Annotated in this window: 2 protein-coding genes; both read left to right on the top strand. The window is 59.5% G+C overall.

Features of this window, described 5'->3' with window-relative positions:
- Positions 1-464: 464 nt before the first annotated feature.
- Positions 465-2,354 carry a carbon starvation CstA family protein gene (locus I2D41_RS02555; RefSeq protein ID WP_195363438.1) on the top strand — a complete coding sequence of 630 codons (1,890 nt, stop codon included), beginning with the start codon at positions 465-467 and terminating at the stop codon, positions 2,352-2,354.
- A gap of 184 nt (positions 2,355-2,538) precedes the next feature.
- Positions 2,539-4,731, top strand: coding sequence for a hypothetical protein (locus I2D41_RS02550; RefSeq protein ID WP_195363437.1), 2,193 nt, complete (start codon positions 2,539-2,541; stop codon positions 4,729-4,731).
- Positions 4,732-5,130: the final 399 nt, after the last annotated feature.

Below are 5,130 nucleotides of genomic sequence, written 5' to 3'. Positions count from 1 at the left end.
GAGTTCCGCACGAGCCGGAGAGCACTTAATGTGCTCTCCGTGCGAGCAGGACTGTAGAGCAGGAAACCTTGTATACGCCCGCCCGCTCCCGAGGGGCAACTCTCATGCAAAAACTTTTGTCGGGTAAAGTCCGAGGTCAGTGGCGTTTTATACCAAGAAATTCAAAAAAAGCTGAAAATTCATTACATATTTGCGTTGACTTTAGGCAACTAAAGTTTCATACTCCTTTTCAACCACTGGGGGATGTGAACACGCACGGATCGTTCGCATCATGATTGAAGAGGATTTCTTAGACATGTTCACGCATCAGCTAAACATTATCAGCGTAGTAATTATCTGATGCGGGTTAGCACATACAGCTAGCCCGTACGATAACGGGCGGCTGATAAAGATGAGGGCCGTCGAGCGCAACCGACGGCCCTCATTTTTATGTCTAGGAAGTTCTTTTTAGAGGAGGAAATGTAATGAACGGAGTTTTGCTCATGGTTGTGGCCGCGGCGGTGCTCGCCTGCGGCTATCTGGGCTACGGCCGCTGGCTGGCCAACAAGTGGGGCGTTGACAAAGAGGCCCTCACGCCGGCCAAGCGCATGAAGGACGGCAAGAGCTTCTCGCCCGTCTCTGCCTTCACCGCGTTCTCGCACCAGTTCAGCTCGATCTGCGGTGCTGGCCCTGTCACGGGTACGATCGTCGCCATGGCCTTTGGCTGGCTGCCCGTCGTGCTCTGGGTCCTCGTCGGCGGTATCTTCTTTGGTGCCGTCCACGACTTTGGTGCTCTGTACGCTTCGATGAAGAACAACGGCAAGTCGCTCGCTCAGCTCATCGAGAAGTACATCGGCAAGACCGGCCGTCGCCTGTTCCTGCTGTTCTGCTGGCTGTTCTGCATCATCGTCATCGCCGCCTTCACCGACATGGTCTGCAAGACGTTCATGTTCACCCCGGCCGTTGACGCTTCTGGTGCTGCTACCGGTGCCATCGACTTCACCAAGTCCTATGCCGCCGGCTGCGCTGGTACCATCTCCATCCTGTTCACCTTCGTCGCTATCGCCTTTGGTTGGGCCCAGAAGAAGTTCAACCTCACCGGTGCTGCCGAGTTCGTCACCGGCGTGGTCCTCATGGTTCTCATGTTCGCCGTCGGTATGCAGTTCCCGGTCTACCTGGATAAGTTCCAGTGGTTCGCCGTCGTCATGGTCTACCTGGTCTTCGCTGGCGCTATGCCCATCCAGATGCTCAAGACCCCGCGTGACTACCTCACTTCCATCATGATGATCGTCATGATCGTCTGCGCTGTCCTCGGCATCGTCGTCCTGGGCGTCAACGGTCAGGCCACTATCACCGCTCCGGTCTTCACCGGCTTCTCCACTGCCTCCGGCATGATGTTCCCGGTCCTGTTCGTCTCCGTCGCTTGCGGTGCTCTCTCCGGTTTCCACAGCCTCGTTTCTTCCGGCACCTCTTCTAAGCAGGTCGAGAAGGAGCAGGACGCCGTCAAGGTCGGTTACGGCGCCATGATCGTCGAGTCCTTCGTCGGCATCCTTGCCATCATCGTCGCCGGCATCATGTTCTCCGACATGAACACCGCCGGTACCGGCGCCCTCAACGCCGGTGTCGCTTCCACCCCGTTCCAGATCTTCGCCGCTGGCATCTCCCGCGGTATGCAGGCCTTCGGTGTTGACGGCACGCTCGCTACCGTCTTTATGACCATGAACGTCTCTGCTCTGGCCCTGACCTCGCTCGACGCCGTCGCCCGCATCGCCCGCACTTCGTTCTCCGAGTTCTTTGCCCAGACCAACGATGCCCTGGCCATCGAGTCCAAGGCCGGCTATATGAAGGTCCTCGGCAACCCCTGGTTCGCCACGGTCGTTACCCTGCTTCCCGGTCTTGCCCTCGCTTTTGGTGGCTATGCCAACATCTGGCCGCTCTTTGGTGCTTCCAACCAGCTGCTCGGCGGCATGACCATGATCACCCTCGCCGTGTTCTGTAAGTGCACCGGCCGCAAGGGCTGGATGCTCTACGTGCCCGTCGTCTTCCTGCTCTGCTGCACCTTCACCTCGCTGGTCCAGAGCGCCATGGGCTGCATGGTCGCTGTCCAGGCTTACGGCTTCTTCGGCACCATCCCGGCTACCGCCACCACGGCCGCCGTCTCCGTCGCCGCCACCAAGGGCCTGCAGCTTGTCTTTGCCGTTCTGCTGATGGTCCTGGGCCTCATCGTTGCCGTTAACTGCCTCAAGGAGTTCTTCGGCAAGGAGGCCGGTTCCATGCCCGACGAGGAGCCCGAGTGGTCCGAGATGGGCAAGGCCGAGTATGGACGCGCTGCTGCTGCCGAGGCTCCTGTCGACGCCGAGGCCGCCGAGGCTTAGTCGACCTGACGCGTTGAACGTCACATCTATATGACTCGGAAAGACCGGATCCGCGACTTCGCGGGCTCGGTCTTTTTTTCATGCAAAAGCGGGCGACGCTCGAGTGTTCTCGCAGATGTTTTGCGTGGATAAGGGCGCGCGTTGTACCATATAGACGTATATGTGTGCATATGAAAGGGGCCCCGTGGCCAAGACGGTATATTCCGATAACCAAAATAATGTCGATGCCCTGGCTGAACGTCTGAGTAGCCAGACGTCGCTTTCTGCCGAGCGTGCCAAGCTGGTTGCCTACGACCTGCTCTGCCGCAAGGCGCTCAAGATTAAGTCGAGTGCGCTGGCGCAAATTTTTCGCTCCGTCGATAAGGAATGTGACACCAAGGCGATGCGCGATGAGCTTATCGCGGCAAATATCGTGACAAAGATCGAGGGTAGCGGCATTAACGGGCGCCCGGCGTTCTATACCATCAATGCCGAGATTCGCGATGTCCAGGAGCAGCCTGCCGAGTCCGTCGAGGTTTTTGTCGTCGAGGATTCCGCTGACGTGCCTGCTGTGGAAGAAGCTGTCCCGCGTGAGCATGTCGATACCGATGAGTTGCTCGATGAGAACGTCGTGCGTGCCTTTACGGCCAAGGCAGGACGCGGCGGTTTTGGTGGGGGTGGCAAGCGCGATGCGCAGCGCCGCGCCCAGCAGGAGCGCTTCCGTCGCGCCGTTGCTCAAAAGGGTGAGACGGATGCCGAGGCTGTTGAGAACGAGGTTGCTGCCGAGTCGCAGAAGCCCGCGAAGGAGCAAAAGCCCGTGGAGGCCCAAGAGCCCCAGCGTCGTCGCGGTGCCCACTTTAAGGCTGCGCAGCAGGATGTCGCGCGTGAGGTCGAAGAGCCTTCCGAGGCTGCAGACGATGTTGAGGGGTCTGCCAAGAAGGCTCCGGGTTCATGCCGTCCCGGACGTGGTTTTGCGAGGCGCGCGTATCCCGTAAGGCGTCAGGAGAAGGGCGAGCCGGCTTCGACCACTCAGGACAAGAAGGCCGAACAAACCGAGAAAACCGTTGAGCCGGCGGCTCACGAACAGAAGCCTGTTGAGCCGCAGCTTGAGGTTGCTGCCGAGGCCAAGGGCCAGCAGCCTACTGATGAGCAGACGGAGCAGGGCGCGTCGAGCAAGCCTCGCCGCCGTCGCCATCGCGGGGGCCGCAGTTCCCATGCCGAGACTGCAGCCGAGAAGACCACGCCGCAGGACGAGGATGCGAAGGCCGAGGTTTCTTCGGGGCAGCCTAAGCGCCAGCCGGCGAAGGAGAGCAAGTCCGATCGTCCGCAGAAGCAGGCGTCTATGCCGAAGCGCGAGCGCAATTCCCAAGGCGATTCTAAGCGCAAACCTCAGAAGAAGCCGGAGTCTGCCGCAGCAGATACTGCTGCCCAGCAGCCCAAGTCGTCCGTCCACGGCGAGGTCTCGGCGTTTGCCCTTGCCCGCGTTTTAGGCAGGCAGCTGCTCAAGGTTGTCCCTACGCCTACGGCGCTCTCTAAGATCAAGGAGCAGCAGACACAGATCGTAAAGGTCGAGGGCAAGGACGGCAAAAAGGCTCCGCAGCGCACTCAGCACAACGAGATGTCCAACCGCAAGATTGCCGAGGAAATCGCAATCATCCAGGCTTGGATCGAGCAGAACCGAGGTGCCGATACGCCGGTTGCCTCGCGCCGCCAGCGTGCCTACCAGATCTTTAACGACGAGAAGGCTTTTGACGGCAAGCACGGTGAGCGCTTGATCAGGCGTATGACCGAAAAGGGCATCAGCATGCAGGCGATCAAGGTCGCCCCCAATCGCCCCGTGCACTTTACGGGCTTCTTTACGCTGGGCGCCGACAAGCCGTTCATTATGGTCGAGAACCTGGACACCTACGACGAGATCGTCAAGCTGCTGCGTGGCCGCAAGCACGCCAAGCTCTTTGGCATCAAGGTGGGCGGCGTGATTTTTGGCGGCGGATGCAAGGCGAGCGTCTCGCATGCCCTGGACGATTATCTGGCTGAGATTGGCTATCGCTTTAACTACGTCTACTACGTAGGCGACATCGATCGCGAGGGCGCGCGCATTGTCGAGCAGGCTCGCAATGCCAATGTGGTTGAGATTCGCCTGCATGCCGGCATGTACCGTGCCATGCTCGCCGAGCATAAGCGTCGCGTGAAGGCCGGCGGCGAGTGCGAGCCCGCGGCTGCCAACCAGGGCGTGCCGCAGAACCTGGCGGCGACGCTCAAGGATCTGCCCATGGTTACGCGCGTGCAGTTCCGCAACGTGCTGCGCGAGGGCGGGCGCATTCCGCAGGAGATTCTGATGACCGCCGACTATCGGGATGGCGACTCGGGAAGCTTCGACCGCATGCTGAACAACTAAATTCCGCCGGCCCCGGGAGAGCGGGGACACCGGCTTAGGTTTCCTGCTCTACAGTCCTGCTCACGACGGAGGCCACATTAAGTGGCCTCCTGTTCGTGCGGAACTCGCGATAAACCTAAGCCGGTGTCCCCGCTCTCCCGGGGCCTGTCGTGGCTTGGTCGTTGCATGCGGCTCGCTTTTCGGAACGGGGCTGACGGATACGTTCCGAAATCTACCACCGTCGCTGTACAGGGTGTCTATAAAGAGCCGTGGCCAAAAAACATCAAATATGAGTACTGATACTCTTTTAGTAGCAGTAATTTTGACCACATTTAAGGTGATTTGACGTGTCGATCGAGCAGATAAGGGTAGCGCGCAGAGATGTGGTGTAAGAGGCGGGGCATGCCCCGCCTCTTCTCT

It is taken from the genome of Collinsella aerofaciens, from assembly GCF_015552075.1.
GTDB lineage: Bacteria > Actinomycetota > Coriobacteriia > Coriobacteriales > Coriobacteriaceae > Collinsella > Collinsella aerofaciens_Y.
The sequence above is the reverse complement of the archived record's forward strand: the minus strand, read 5'-3'. Positions and strand labels throughout refer to the sequence as shown.